This window comes from Bradyrhizobium sp. G127 (genome assembly GCF_021502575.1).
Lineage (GTDB): Bacteria > Pseudomonadota > Alphaproteobacteria > Rhizobiales > Xanthobacteraceae > Afipia.
On the sequence record NZ_JAKFGN010000002.1, the window covers coordinates 776,457 to 788,975 of the forward strand.

A 12,519-nucleotide genomic window follows, 5' to 3' on the forward strand; every position below is an offset into this window, starting at 1 on the left:
TTACTCAGTTTGCCGCAGCAAGGGAAGCTGAGCTGCCCGTGCTATGTAGCCTGCGATAAGAACAGAGCCCTTCGCCGTAAGGTGAGCGTGGTCCCAAGACAATGGCTCGCCGCTCGCCAGCGCGGCGGGACACTTGTGCTCGATACAAGCTGCATCGAGTACCGAGACATAGGTTATGCCGTCTTGAACCGGAATTGCCGATTTCATCGTCATGTCCAGTTCAAAAATATCCGGCACAACCAGATCTTGAAGGGGAAGCGGGTCAATTTTTCTGATCTCCGCCCGCAAGAGCATGGATGGCAACCTGCCCTTAAACTGGATCGATGGACCCACGATTACCGCCGCTATGCCCATGTTTTTAAGACTCTGAAGCGTCCGATTGATCTCGTCGATCGTTACGTAGTCACGCCTGCGCGAGTATCCTAACCAATCAGCAGAAATGATGACGATATCCGGCTTCGTTTCCTCGAGAAAGGCTGCCGCTCGATGCGTAAAGCGCCGGCAAAATTCATTGAACCCTCGCAGCACTGTTAGCGCAGGAAAGCAGCCTGCTGCGGTCAACTGAAGAATATTTACTCGCGTGGGATCGATGTGTGATTGGAGCCCACCCATGTAGTGAGCGGCAAGGCTGTCGCCCCAAAGAAGAACATTCTTCTTCCCAACAACCATAGACAGGCATGCCTTATCGTCGAACAAAGGCCAGTACTCAACGAAACATACCCCGGCACGATAGGATGAATCATAACGATCCTTGCTGTAAGCCTCGAGCTGACGCGCACGGCCGTCCATGTCGGACGTGCGGGCGCTCGTCATGCCGAGCGCGGCAGTCGCCAGCAGGACCGCCGTGCTGCATCCGGCCATCGCGAACGCCGAGCGCCGTGACGGAATGAGCGAGCCGCGCCGCAGCGGCTGCTCGACAAAGCGGTAGGACGCCCAGGACAGTGCGACGGCAAGCGCGAACAGGACGGCTTTCTCGAACGCATCCGGCGCGAGATCCGGTTTTGAGAATTTCGCGTAGATGAAAAGCGGCCAGTGCCACAGATAGAGCGAATAGGAAATCTTACCGAAAAATCCGGCGATTTTCAGCGGCGACCAGAGGGCGCGGACAGTTGCGCCGCCTTCCAGACCGCTCCAGATGAAGAGAGCGGCACCCGCGCAAGGCAGCAGCGCCGCCGCTCCGGGAAACACCGTGCCGTCGCGGTAAGCGATGGCGGGAACGAGAACCATCGCCAGCCCGATCCCACCTGCGATCCGCCGCAGATGGATGTTGCGAACAACCGGAAAGCCCTTCACGGCGACAAGGCTTCCAGTCAGAAATTCCCACGCACGCGGCGGACTCATGAAGAACGCGGTGGCAATGCGCCCGCTCGTCATCAGCCAGTAACTAAAGACGAAGGACGCCAGCGCCGCAGCGCCGAGTCCGGCGAACACTATCCAGTTGCGGTGCGACGCCCGCCCCTGCCACCGCAGCAGCGCCCAGACCAGCAGCGGCAGCACCAGATAGAACTGCTCTTCCACCGATAGCGACCATGTATGAAGCAGTGGCTTTTCGTCGGCGGCCTGCGCGAAGTAATTGGTCTGCCACCAGAAGAAGATGTTCGATGTGAAGGTGACCACCGCCGCGATCGAGCGGAAGAACTCGTGGCGCTCCGACGGCAGAAGCAGCCAGAACGACGGCAGCACGGTCAGCACGAGCATCACGTAGAGCGCGGGCAGCAGCCGCCGTACCCGGCGCTCGTAAAACCGGGCGAAGGAAAAGTCCCCCGCCATCATTTCGGACTGGATGATCTGGGTGATCAGAAATCCGGAGATCACGAAGAAGATATCGACGCCGACATAACCGCCGCGAAACGGCGGGATGTCCCAATGAAACGCCAATACCGACAGCACCGCAACGGCGCGCAGCCAGTCAATATCTTCTCGGTAAACATGCGCCATGAATGAAAACGTCGGAAATCATCAATATCCGACGTTTATGCGGTGCTTTCCATGCGAAGTAAACCGGACAGCCGGCCGGCTCGATCTCAATGCAGCCGGAACACCCCGTCGATCGCTTTCAGCTCGGCGGGCTTCACCAGCTTCGAATGCGCGACGGTGACGGCGACCAGCGGCCCTTCCAGCTTGGCCTGCCAGAAGGCGAGAAAGTCCTTCAGCGCCGGAAAGTTCGGAAACAGATCGTAGTTCTGCCAGACGTAGGATTGCAGCAGCCAGTGGTGATCGGGCCGGCGATACAGGATTTCGGCCGTCGTCAGGCCGTAACCGGCGAGCTGCTTCTTGAAGTCCTCGGAGACAGCGCCGTCACGGACAGCGACCTGCGGGACCGTAGCTTTCGAAACCATCAGAACCTCCGTAGAGCGTTTTCCGGCGAGGCGGCCTTACGACTCGTCGTCGAAAACGCGACCAGAAAAATGGCGGAGGCGATCGGCAAACAGTGGCTAACCGGTTTTTGTCGAACGCGCTCGCACCCGCTTTCAGGAGCATTTTCTGGCGGCGAACCGGACATCCACTTCGCCGGAAAAGGCTCAGTTGAGCGCGCGAGCCGCGACCGAATCCACTTCGCGACTGAACGCGCTTAAGGAAAAGTCTCACGCAATACGAAGGTTCATCACAAGCCTAAATGTTAAATAAAGTGTTGCCTATCAAGGCAGTAGCAGCATGACTCCGGGACTGCTGACAATGCGTGGCTGACAAGGCCGGGCGCGCATGCGAGCCTCACGCCTCGTCAACACGGAGCGGGGCCATGAGCCGTTTCACGGGCGAACTCACCATCACGCAGCTCGATGTGGACTACCGCACATGGCGGCTCGAGCAGCCGCTGGTCTACGAGGTCGGCGACGAGAATTCCGGCCACCTGATCGAGGTGCACAAGCTATTCGAGACCGACGGCGCGTCGATCCCCCGCCTGTTCTGGTCGATCCTTCCCACATGGGGCCGCTACAGCCGCGCCGCTGTGATTCACGACTATCTTTATAATGAGCTGCGCGAAGGCACCCAGCCGCACCCCGAAGCACCGACCCGGCAGCGCGCCGACGCGATCTTTCTCGAAGCCATGGCCGTGTGCGGCGTCGGTCTGCTGACCCGCTGGGCCATGTGGGCCGCAGTGCGGCTGTTCGGGTTCCTGGCGTTGCAGGCGGCCCGCGCCATGGCCTGGAAAACCGAAAAGCCGATGCCCAAGGAAGTCGCGCCGAGGCCCGAACTGGACATCGTCCGCAAGCGGCGGGCGGAGAAGCCTTCCCCTCCGCCGCGTTAACGATCCGGCAAAATTTGGCAGCCGGGCCGCCCGACTGCCAAAATTTCTGCTACAGACCCTTGCCCGGCACCCGCCGCGGGCCTATGTCCGGTGCAGTCTGGGGGTAGCACTCGCTAACCTCGACTGCCAAAATTCGAAAACGCAAGCATCATCAAAGTTTTAGGAGGACTGCATGAAATTCCGTCCGCTTCACGACCGCGTCGTGGTCAAGCGCATCGACGCCGAAGAGAAGACTGCTGGCGGCATCATCATTCCGGACAGCGCCAAAGAGAAGCCCTCGCAGGGCGAGATTCTTTCGGTTGGCCCGGGCGGCCGTGACGAAGCCGGCAAGCTGATCCCGATCGACCTCAAGGTCGGCGACATCGTCCTGTTCGGCAAGTGGTCCGGCACCGAGGTCAAGATCGATGGCCAGGAAGTCCTGATCATGAAGGAAAGCGACATCATGGGTGTCATCACCGACACCAACGCGAAGAAGAAGGCCGCTTAAGAGCGCCCTCTCTCCCACCCAAAATTCAATCTTCCTGACACTCAAGGAAACCCAACATGTCAGCTAAAGAAGTCAAATTCGGCGTCGAAGCCCGCGACAAGATGTTGCGCGGCGTCGACATCCTCGCCAACGCGGTGAAGGTCACGCTCGGTCCGAAGGGCCGCAACGTCGTTCTCGACAAGTCGTTCGGCGCTCCGCGCATCACCAAGGACGGCGTCACCGTCGCCAAGGACATCGAGCTTGAAGACAAGTTCGAGAACATGGGCGCGCAGATGGTCCGCGAAGTGGCCTCGAAGTCGGCCGACGCTGCCGGCGACGGCACCACCACCGCGACCGTGCTGGCCCAGGCCATCGTCAAGGAAGGCGCCAAGGCGGTTGCCGCTGGCATGAACCCGATGGATCTGAAGCGCGGCATCGACCTGGCTGTGGAAGCCGTGGTCGCAGACCTCGTTAAGAACTCCAAGAAGGTCACCTCGAACGAGGAAATCGCCCAGGTCGGCACCATCTCGGCCAACGGCGACAGCGAAATCGGCAAGTTCCTCGCCGACGCCATGAAGAAGGTCGGCAACGAGGGCGTCATCACGGTTGAAGAAGCCAAGTCGCTCGAGACCGAACTGGACGTCGTCGAAGGCATGCAGTTCGACCGCGGCTACATCTCCCCCTACTTCGTCACCAACGCCGACAAGATGCGCGTTGAATTCGACGACGCCTACATCCTCATCAACGAGAAGAAGCTCTCGTCGCTGAACGAACTGCTGCCATTGCTGGAAGCCGTCGTGCAGACCGGCAAGCCGCTTGTCATCGTCGCTGAAGACGTCGAAGGCGAAGCCCTCGCCACCCTCGTCGTCAACCGTCTCCGTGGCGGCCTCAAGGTTGCAGCCGTCAAGGCTCCGGGCTTCGGCGACCGCCGCAAGGCCATGCTGCAGGACATCGCGGTCCTCACCGGCGGCCAGGCGATCTCGGAAGACCTCGGCATCAAGCTTGAGAACGTGACCCTGCAGATGCTGGGCCGCGCCAAGAAGGTGATGATCGACAAGGAAAACACCACCATCGTCAACGGCGCCGGCAAGAAGGCCGACATCGAGGCGCGCGTGTCGCAGATCAAGGCGCAGATCGAAGAGACCACTTCGGACTACGACCGCGAGAAGCTTCAGGAGCGTCTGGCCAAGCTCGCAGGCGGCGTCGCGGTGATCCGCGTCGGCGGCGCAACCGAGGTTGAAGTGAAGGAGCGCAAGGATCGCGTTGATGACGCGATGCATGCGACCCGCGCGGCTGTTGAAGAAGGCATCGTGCCGGGCGGCGGCGTCGCCCTGCTCCGTGCTTCCGAGCAGCTCAAGAAGATCAAGACCCAGAACGACGACCAGAAGACCGGCGTCGAGATCGTCCGCAAGGCGCTCTCCGCTCCGGCCCGCCAGATCGCCATCAACGCAGGCGAAGACGGCTCGGTCATCGTCGGCAAGGTGCTGGAGAAGGATCAGTATTCGTACGGCTTCGACTCGCAGACCGGCGAATACGGCAACCTCGTCTCCAAGGGCATCATCGACCCGACCAAGGTCGTTCGTGCGGCGATCCAGAACGCAGCTTCGGTTGCGGCGCTGCTGATCACCACCGAAGCCATGATTGCCGAACTGCCCAAGAAGGGTGGCGCGGCCGGCGGCGGAATGCCTCCGGGCGGCGGCATGGGCGGCATGGATTTCTAAGTCCAGCCCCCCAGGCGAGTAGTCAAATACGAAGGGCGCGGTGCAAACCGCGCCCTTTTTGTTGGCGCCACTTCATCATTCCGGGCGGCGCGGCATTCTTCATGCGCTCCGCAGACCCGAAATCTCGCTCGACGATGACGAAATACAAAAACCCGACAGCGATACCTTTTTTGTTTGCCACTTCAAATCCGCAGCCAAACCTACTTCTTAGCCTGTCCGAAGAGATTGACGAGAGCCTCGTGAGCGACAGAGACGTCAGCGGCCACACTACGCGCGAGTTCGATTGCGCCATCCGGAGTTTTGAGGTTGCCTTCCTCGGAGTCGATCATCAGCCCCTTGACCAGACCCACATAGGCTGCCGCCGCCTGGTAGGCTGCGGCACTGCCTTCGAAACTCATGCTCCAACGCAAGGTGTGGATGTGAGCTACATGCTCAGGAAACGCGACTTTGGGAAATATCTCGCGCAATTCAGCAAGACCGCTTCGGCTTAGCTCCATAAGCACGGGTGTCTTCAGATACTCTGTGCGTAATCGCACCTCCTTTGTCTGCAATGTCTCGTCGTCGAGAAAACGGACATCAAAGCCAAGTGCGTCGATGGCCTTTTGCCAAGCCTGCGTGGAAGGAACGTCCTGATCGGAGAGCAAATATATTTCCATGCTCATCGTGCCAATCTCCAGAGCAAATCATAAGATTTGCGAGATACACCTCGAGTCACGTTCAGTTCAAAGACTGGCGTACCTGATGCCGCGCCGGTTTTCTCGCGCAATTCGTCAGCCCTCTTTTGAGACATGCGAGCGTTGCCCGTCTTCACATCGTAGATCGCAACAATATCGCCCTGAATATTGCGCAATGTAACGTCAGTACGAACACTGCCAGCAAATCCATAATAAGGATCGGCATCTTCCAGGCTGAATGTGCGTTCTATGTCGCCTATACCCTGCAGGCCCTTTAGCCAGACTTCAAGACCGAATGCCGTATGCACAAGCATCCCATAGACCTGCGGACTCATCGAAGGCAGATATTCAAGCTTCTCGATGACATCCGTCAAAATATCGCTCAAAGCATCCGACGTCTCGTCGATGCTTTGAATTCCCGTGTAGAAGCCGGTTGAGGTCGTGACGACAACCCCGCCTCCGCTTGTCCAGCGACCATGAGCATCCCTCGGCTGATCCTGGTTAAACCCGGCTTTCAATGCCAACATAAAATGATGGAACGCATCATCCGCTTTCCACGCGAAAATTCTGCCCTCCAATTCGACTAGCTTCCTTTGTAAGCTCACCATCAAAATTCTTCCCGCTTAAGCAATACTTGGAAATCGTAATAAGGATTTTATTCCTAGTCAAGATATTTATGATCCAACGCGACCTCTTTTGCATCGGTCTGATCACCACCGAAGCCATGATCGCCGAACTGCCCAAGAAGGGCGGCGCCGCCGGCGGCGGAATGCCTCCGGGCGGCGGCATGGGCGGCATGGACTTCTAAGACGTCCATCAGACTTCCAAGCTGAATACGAAATACGAAAGGCCCGGAGCAATCCGGGCCTTTTTGTTATGTCGTCATTGCGAGCCAACGGCTCCGGCTCCGCCGGCCCGATGACCGGCTGCGCGAAGCAATCGATCGATGGTCCAGCAATTGACGGCTGGATTGCTTCGTCGCTATCGCTGCTCGCAATGACGACCCCTGCTACGTCGCCGCATTCTCTGCCCCGCGCCCTACCTCGCCCTCTCCTTCGCCCGCTGCAGCCTTGCGATCGCGGCGCGGATCGGCGCGAACGGCCCGTATTTGTGCTGCCGCTCGCTGAAGCCGTCCGCGTAAGGGCCGTAAGCCGCATCGACCGGCTTCTTCAGACGATCCGGAAAGTCCTTGTCCAGCCCCGCCTTCTTTGGGCGCGGCTGCGACACCATGTAGGCGGCGACGTCCCACGCCTGCGCCACCGACAGGCGCGGATTCCAGTAATCGACGCCGTGCGGCATGTTGAAATGCACGAAGTTCGCGGCCGTGATCAGCCGCGCCATGCCCGCGCCGTCGTTGAAACTGTCCGGCCCCCACAAAGGCGGCACCATGTAGCCGAGATCGGTGGTCGGCAGGCTGCGGCGAATGCCTGAGCCATCGGTGTTGTGGCAGGAGAGACAGGCGCTCGCATAAATCTTCTTGCCGCGCACAGGATCGGCCGCGCGCTTCAGTTCAGGCATCGCACCGGCGCCGAGGCCCGGCAAGGTCTCGCCGGGTGCCACGCCCGACGACAGAAACTTGATATAGGCGACGATGGCCTGCATCTCCGCGCTGTCGTCCGGCAGCGGGCGGCCATTGAGGCTGCGCGCCATGCACGAATTCACGCGGTCCTCGATGGTGATCGTTGCGCCGAGCCGCGCGCTGTATTGCGGAAACAGCTCGTACAGACCGAAGATCGGCAACCCGAACTTCTTCGTGCCGGCCTGAAGGTGGCAGTTGCTGCAGGCGAGATTGTTGCCGGCATACCGCTTGGCGGGGTCCGCCACCTCCGGCCCGATATGGGCGTAGGTCGCCGTGATGAGATCGCGGCCGCGGCGCACCTGCAGGCCATAGGCATCGGACGACAGCGCGCCGACCTCGGGCACCGTCCAGACTTTCGGCGCGGTCGTCTGCGCCAGCGCGGAATGGGAGACAGCGACGGCAACCGCGAGCGCGACAAGCCGGACGACACCAAGTGGAAACCGCCGACCCTGATGCGATGTCATGCCCCGCCCCCGTGATTGAAAGCGCAGCGTCTGCGCCTCGATTCGTTGGGCACAGAGTAATTGCGTCACATGACGGGTGTCACGGGCGAAACGGCAGATGCGACTGCGGCGGCATGGGTGGCACGGACGTCCAAGACGGCCCGTCATTCCGGGCGCGAGGCAGCGCGAAGCGGTGCATCGCAGACCCGGAATCTCGCTCAGCGATCACGACATGCAAAACCCCGGCGATGCCCGGGTTTTGGTCTGAACATTGTCGCTTTCAATTTCGTAGCCCGGACGAGCGCAGCGAATCCGGGAATAGAGCATCCGGCTTCGCGCGCAAGCCGCCCGCCCGCGCCACTTGCCGCGCCCCACGCCTGAATATATAAATCATATACGAATCGTATATTCAGGAGTGGCCCGTGGGTATCGTCAACATCGAGGATGAGCTGCACGAGCAGCTTCGCAGGGCGAGCAAGGCGTCCTATCGATCGATCAACGCCCAGGCGGCGTTCTGGATCAGGATCGGCATGCTCTGCGAGTTGAACCCGGGCCTCACCTTCCAGGAGCTTGTGGCGCGCGAGCTGAAGGCGGCGGGCGTCGACACCGCCGATTTCGCGGCGACGGCGGCATGACGAAGACGCCGGCGGAGGTTGAACTGCTGGCGGAGTCGGGCCGCCTGCTCGCATCGGTGTTCGCGCACCTGGACGGACAATCGCTCGCCGGGTTGACCACCCTGCAGGTCAACGACCTCGTCGAGGCATTCATTGTCAAACAGCTTGGCGCGCGGCCTGCCAGCAAAGGCCAGTATGGCTACGGCTTCGTGCTGAACAGTTCGAGGAACGAGGTGGTCTGCCACGGCGTGCCGTCGAGCGACGAGGTTTTGCAGAATGGCGACATCGTCAATTTCGACATCACGCTGGAGAAGCACGGCTATATCGCGGATTCCAGCAAGACATTCCTCATCGGAAATGTGGAGCCCACCGCGAGGCGGCTGGTTCGCACCGCCTATGACGCCATGTGGAAGGGCATCCGCGCGGTGCGCCCGGGCGCCAAGCTGGGCGACATCGGCTTCGCCATCGAGCGGCACGCAAAGCGGAACGGCTATTCGATCGTGCGGGAATACTGCGGTCACGGCATCGGGCGCGAGATGCACGAAGCACCGCAGGTGCTGCATTTCGGAAAACCGGGGACCGGCCTGACGCTGCGCGAAGGCATGGTCTTCACGATTGAGCCGATGCTGAACCAGGGACGCAGGACGGTTCGAACCGAGGACGACGGATGGACCGTTGTCACCGTGGACAGGAAGCTGTCCGCACAGTTCGAGCACACGGTTGCAGTCACTCATGACGGCGTCCGCGTGTTGACGTTGCGTCCGGACGAAGCGTAGCGAAATCCGGGAATAGAGCATCCGGCTTCGCCCCGGATTGCGCGACGCTCCATCCGGGCTACGCTGGCTCCATCCCGTCATTCCGGGCGCGGCGCGGCATTCGTCATGCCGCTCCGCAGACCCGGAATCTTGTCGCGAATTGGGGGATAGCCCGCGCGGCGCCGGGTTTTTTTGCCGCCAAAAGATGCTAGAATGCAAATATGAGCAATGTCGAAGACATCGAGAAAGCGATCGAAAAGCTCGCCCCCGGCGAACTCGCGAAATTCCGCGCGTGGTTCGACGCATTCGATGCCGCGCGCTTCGACGAGCGGATCGAGCGCGATGCGCGCGACGGCAAGCTCGATGGTCTGGCGGCGCAGGCCCTGGCCGCGCATCGCAACGGCCGCACTGGCGGGCTGTGAAACACTTCGCCAGTCCTGAATTCTGGTCTGCCTATCGACGCCTCCCCATCCATGTCCGCGCTCTGGCCGACAGGAATTTCGCGTTGCTGAAAAGCGATCCGCGACACCCTTCCCTGCACTTCAAACAGGTTGGCCGCTACTACAGCGCCCGTGTCGGCCTGCGTTATCGCGCCCTCGCGGTCGAAACCGATGACGGACTGCTGTGGTTCTGGATCGGCTCCCACGCGGACTACGATGCGTTGTTGAAGCAGGGATAGCTCCCGTGAACCGGCATGGGGCGGGATGGATTTCCAAGACGTCCGTCATTCCGGGCGCGATGCAGCGCGGAGCGGTGCATCGCAGACCCGGAATCTCGCTCCGCGATCACGACATGCAAAACCCCGGCGATGCCGGGGGCTTGTTTGACCTAGTATTTCCTGCGGGAATTGCAGCCCTTAATCCGTTTTTCCCGCTAATCGTCTCGCCACTCGCATCAGAGCCGCGCCAACCGACTGAGAAAACGCCGCCTAGCGGCGGCGTGGATTCACGGCAATTCAAGGGGGACAAAATCGAGGCTGCCTTGACTCCTGATAAGAGAATCACTGAGGCTTATGATTGGTGCGGTGCGATTCGCACTTGCGGAAAAACCGGGGTCTCGAACACCCCGGCTTCCGTGATCCACAACTAGCCTTGGGGCTTTTGCAGAAAGTCATCACAAACGGCACCGTAAGGGGTCGTGACTCGCTGTCAAGAGTCTCCGAGGCCTTTTCTGAAAAGGCCAATGAAATGAAGACCCCGACTTATCAACTGACATTCGATGACGCTGTGGATATCTGGCTGCGTCATTGGAACGGTGAGTTCCAGCACAGAATCGCTGCAACATTCGACGTCAATCCCGGTCGCGTGAACGAGGTACTGAAAGGCGCTAAGCATGCAGGGAGCCGCGAAGCGGCTATGACCCGTCAATCCGCTTGAGAAAAGACCCGGCGTAAGCCGGGTTTTTTGTCACTTGAGCGCAAGCATCGACTTTAAGCGCAAAGCTGCCTCTTCAGAAGTCAAGCGCGCAAGAACGTGAACTTCGCTGGGCTCAGCGCCGCCTTTCGTTTCGAAGAGGAAATAGCCGCTCTTGTCCTCAATCTCTTCTCCCGACAACTCCACACGACGCTCCGTGATCGGCGCGATGCAGATCGTGGTCTCATCATCCACCTGCGCGCTGAAATAAAAATCCGACATCACACCCTCCGAGGATCCAAATGGACAAATCCGAAAAAACTCACGTTTTGGTGCCAGAAGCAGAAATCACCGTCCGCTATCTTGCTGACTACATGGCTGCCTCCGAGCGAAAGCGGCGTTCGATTGTTGAAGGATGCAAGTATCGGCCCCTTGCAAGGTTGCTTCAGCACAAGGAGGCAGCGATCACGATTTCGAGCGCTATTCGATCGGGCTCGCCCGACCCTAAAGCCTTGCTAAAAAAAGCAGAATTCATTCGCAACAAGCTTGCGACTGGCGACTTTGATGCTCTCACTAACGAGGCTAACGCCGACTACGTAGAGAAGTTCAGCGAGGTAGTCGCTAGCATCAATCTGCCGGATGCGGAGATTTTGCCGGGCAAGTCTTTCCCCCCTCTGAAAGTGCATGGGGTCAGGGTGAAGTTCTCGCCAAATCTGCTGCTGCGCCGATTGGATAAGTCCAATAAACAGCGAACAGGGGCGTTTATGTTGAGATACGCAAAAGGCAAGCCTCTTGGAGCAGATGTCGGCGGCTATCAGTCAGCGGCCGCTTTCGGCATTTTGAAGGAATATCTGGCAGAGCATGGGGCTGAAGCTGATAGGAGCATTTGCGTTACGCTAGATGCCGTGACCGGCAGTCTTTACCCTGCACCGGGCAGCGCCATAACGATGTTTGCGAACATGAAGGCTGCTTGCCAGTCGATCGCAGAAAGGTGGCCCAATATTCCACCCCCAAAAGGAGCAATCATTTAGTGATCTAGTTCGGTAGGTATCCTTGGAGGCTTTGCGGCAAGTCCAACGTACCGCAAGAGAGAGCGCTACGAAATTCAGATCAATGGCAATTGCAATATTTCGTGATGGGGATAGCAATCCCCGCCCTCCAAACCTCTCTTATGTTCGGCATGTCCCGCCCCGTCATGAGGGGCGTTCGCGATCGTCACGATACGCGGGGCGGGATGCGGTGGCCGCTTGCGGCGTCCGATCCGGCACATGAAAAGTGCGCCGGATGACGACAGCGCAGCTCGCGGACGGTTGAAGTCGCGTGGTCCTGGCGCCGCGATGCTGGCGTCGAAAGGAAATAGCGAGTCGTCGCTTCGTTCGCGAAGGTGGCGGAAGATCGTAGTTTCCAGAGCGGTGGCGAAAGAGCCCGTCCACCGGGGAGAGCGCGAAACAGGCCGTTCCAACCATTGCGTGCGGAACGCCGGATGTCTCCGGCGCGACCGTGGCGACTACGCTCGTGTGCTTTTTCACTTTGCACACGAGGCTGCGGATGCGCTTGCGCATCCGGCGTTCCGCGCGCCCTCATGTGAAGGGCAAGCGACGAGAAAGTCTCGGGCGCCCCCGCGCCGTCACAACAACAGGGGCGATGATGCATGTGCGCGACCGA

At 59.8% G+C, this 12,519-nt stretch carries 17 protein-coding genes; 10 read left to right on the top strand and 7 right to left on the bottom strand.

Annotated features, from left to right (window positions below):
* Both LVY71_RS15730 and LVY71_RS15735 read right to left on the bottom strand, forming a co-directional pair.
* Complete coding sequence (locus LVY71_RS15730) at positions 1-1,938, bottom strand: acyltransferase family protein (RefSeq protein ID WP_235100788.1); 1,938 nt, start codon at positions 1,936-1,938, stop codon at positions 1-3.
* Positions 1,939-2,024: 86 nt separating this feature from the next.
* Positions 2,025-2,339 carry an usg protein gene (locus LVY71_RS15735; RefSeq protein ID WP_235100789.1) on the bottom strand — a complete coding sequence of 105 codons (315 nt, stop codon included), beginning with the start codon at positions 2,337-2,339 and terminating at the stop codon, positions 2,025-2,027.
* Between the two features lie 401 nt (positions 2,340-2,740).
* Here LVY71_RS15735 and LVY71_RS15740 point away from each other — a divergent pair, with 401 nt between their 5' ends.
* The 3 genes from LVY71_RS15740 to groL all read left to right on the top strand — a co-directional run bounded on the left by LVY71_RS15740 (position 2,741) and on the right by groL (position 5,437).
* Positions 2,741-3,250, top strand: coding sequence for a DUF1353 domain-containing protein (locus LVY71_RS15740; RefSeq protein WP_235100790.1), 510 nt, complete (start codon positions 2,741-2,743; stop codon positions 3,248-3,250).
* 172 nt (positions 3,251-3,422) lie between these two features.
* A complete protein-coding gene (locus LVY71_RS15745) occupies positions 3,423-3,737 on the top strand; it encodes a co-chaperone GroES (protein ID WP_235100791.1) in 315 nt (104 codons plus the stop codon).
* A gap of 56 nt (positions 3,738-3,793) precedes the next feature.
* Positions 3,794-5,437 (top strand): chaperonin GroEL, encoded by a 1,644-nt coding sequence (groL, locus tag LVY71_RS15750; RefSeq protein WP_235100792.1) that lies wholly within the window; start codon positions 3,794-3,796, stop codon positions 5,435-5,437.
* A 22-nt stretch (positions 5,438-5,459) separates the two neighbouring features.
* On the opposite strand, the gene LVY71_RS15755 is transcribed toward groL, so the two are convergent.
* Genes LVY71_RS15755 through LVY71_RS15765 form a run of 3 tightly spaced genes read right to left on the bottom strand, consistent with a single transcriptional unit; the run spans position 5,460 to position 6,719 of the window.
* Entirely contained in the window at positions 5,460-5,618 is a 159-nt protein-coding gene (locus tag LVY71_RS15755; protein WP_235100793.1) for a hypothetical protein, read from the bottom strand.
* Between the two features lie 19 nt (positions 5,619-5,637).
* Positions 5,638-6,099, bottom strand: coding sequence for a hypothetical protein (locus LVY71_RS15760; RefSeq protein WP_235100794.1), 462 nt, complete (start codon positions 6,097-6,099; stop codon positions 5,638-5,640).
* A complete protein-coding gene (locus LVY71_RS15765; RefSeq protein WP_235100795.1) occupies positions 6,096-6,719 on the bottom strand; it encodes a hypothetical protein in 624 nt (207 codons plus the stop codon). The genes LVY71_RS15760 and LVY71_RS15765 overlap by 4 nt, the downstream gene beginning before the upstream one ends.
* A 68-nt stretch (positions 6,720-6,787) precedes the next feature.
* Between LVY71_RS15765 and LVY71_RS22900 the strand changes: the two genes are divergently transcribed.
* A complete protein-coding gene (locus LVY71_RS22900; RefSeq protein ID WP_283842537.1) occupies positions 6,788-6,919 on the top strand; it encodes a hypothetical protein in 132 nt (43 codons plus the stop codon).
* Between the two features lie 230 nt (positions 6,920-7,149).
* Here the strand turns inward: LVY71_RS22900 and LVY71_RS15770 are convergent, their stop codons facing one another.
* Positions 7,150-8,154: a c-type cytochrome gene (locus LVY71_RS15770; protein WP_235100796.1), complete on the bottom strand. Its 1,005-nt coding sequence runs from the start codon at positions 8,152-8,154 to the stop codon at positions 7,150-7,152.
* 401 nt (positions 8,155-8,555) lie between these two features.
* Here LVY71_RS15770 and LVY71_RS15775 point away from each other — a divergent pair, with 401 nt between their 5' ends.
* The 5 genes from LVY71_RS15775 to LVY71_RS15795 all read left to right on the top strand — a co-directional run bounded on the left by LVY71_RS15775 (position 8,556) and on the right by LVY71_RS15795 (position 10,878).
* A complete protein-coding gene (locus LVY71_RS15775) occupies positions 8,556-8,768 on the top strand; it encodes a ParD-like family protein (RefSeq protein WP_235100797.1) in 213 nt (70 codons plus the stop codon).
* Positions 8,765-9,523, top strand: a complete 759-nt coding sequence (gene map, locus LVY71_RS15780) for a type I methionyl aminopeptidase (protein ID WP_235100798.1) — start codon at positions 8,765-8,767, stop codon at positions 9,521-9,523. Before LVY71_RS15775 ends, map begins: the two co-directional genes overlap by 4 nt.
* Before the next feature lie 200 nt (positions 9,524-9,723).
* Entirely contained in the window at positions 9,724-9,924 is a 201-nt protein-coding gene (locus LVY71_RS15785) for a hypothetical protein (protein ID WP_235100799.1), read from the top strand.
* Positions 9,921-10,181: a ParE family toxin-like protein gene (locus LVY71_RS15790; protein ID WP_235100800.1), complete on the top strand. Its 261-nt coding sequence runs from the start codon at positions 9,921-9,923 to the stop codon at positions 10,179-10,181. Before LVY71_RS15785 ends, LVY71_RS15790 begins: the two co-directional genes overlap by 4 nt.
* A 358-nt stretch (positions 10,182-10,539) precedes the next feature.
* Positions 10,540-10,878, top strand: coding sequence for a hypothetical protein (locus tag LVY71_RS15795; protein WP_235100801.1), 339 nt, complete (start codon positions 10,540-10,542; stop codon positions 10,876-10,878).
* Between the two features lie 30 nt (positions 10,879-10,908).
* Here the strand turns inward: LVY71_RS15795 and LVY71_RS15800 are convergent, their stop codons facing one another.
* The gene (locus tag LVY71_RS15800) at positions 10,909-11,136 is read right to left on the bottom strand and encodes a hypothetical protein (RefSeq protein WP_235100802.1); all 228 of its coding nucleotides are present in this window, start codon (positions 11,134-11,136) and stop codon (positions 10,909-10,911) included.
* A 20-nt stretch (positions 11,137-11,156) separates the two neighbouring features.
* Here LVY71_RS15800 and LVY71_RS15805 point away from each other — a divergent pair, with 20 nt between their 5' ends.
* Positions 11,157-11,885 (top strand): hypothetical protein, encoded by a 729-nt coding sequence (locus LVY71_RS15805; protein ID WP_235100803.1) that lies wholly within the window; start codon positions 11,157-11,159, stop codon positions 11,883-11,885.
* Positions 11,886-12,519 lie beyond the last annotated feature (634 nt).